This is a genomic window from Leucobacter sp. G161, assembly GCF_001482305.1.
Taxonomy (GTDB): domain Bacteria; phylum Actinomycetota; class Actinomycetes; order Actinomycetales; family Microbacteriaceae; genus Leucobacter.
Map to the genome: position 1 here is coordinate 1 of NZ_LOHP01000108.1, position 249 is coordinate 249.

Below are 249 nucleotides of genomic sequence, written 5' to 3' on the forward strand. Positions count from 1 at the left end.
CATCGCGTCGACGTGCACGTAGTCGGTCTCGACCTCGGGGTATCGTGCGGCGACGGTCTCGAAGACTTCCTGCCAGAGCTTGCCTGCGGCGACAAGGATGTTTGTTTTGTGGCAGAGCGTGACTTTTTTGCGGCGTCCGAGCGCGAGCCTGAACGAGAAGTCGATGACGCGTTCGATGCCGGCGTAGGTGTTCAGGGACTCCTGCATCGCGACGGCGTTAGTGGTGCCGGCGTGGACTGTTGACCCGCC

At 62.2% G+C, this 249-nt stretch carries 1 protein-coding gene; it reads right to left on the reverse strand.

From position 1 onward, the window contains the following. Positions 1 to 249 (reverse strand): isocitrate/isopropylmalate family dehydrogenase (locus AUL38_RS16705; protein WP_235590766.1); only part of this gene is annotated, 249 nt, incomplete at both ends.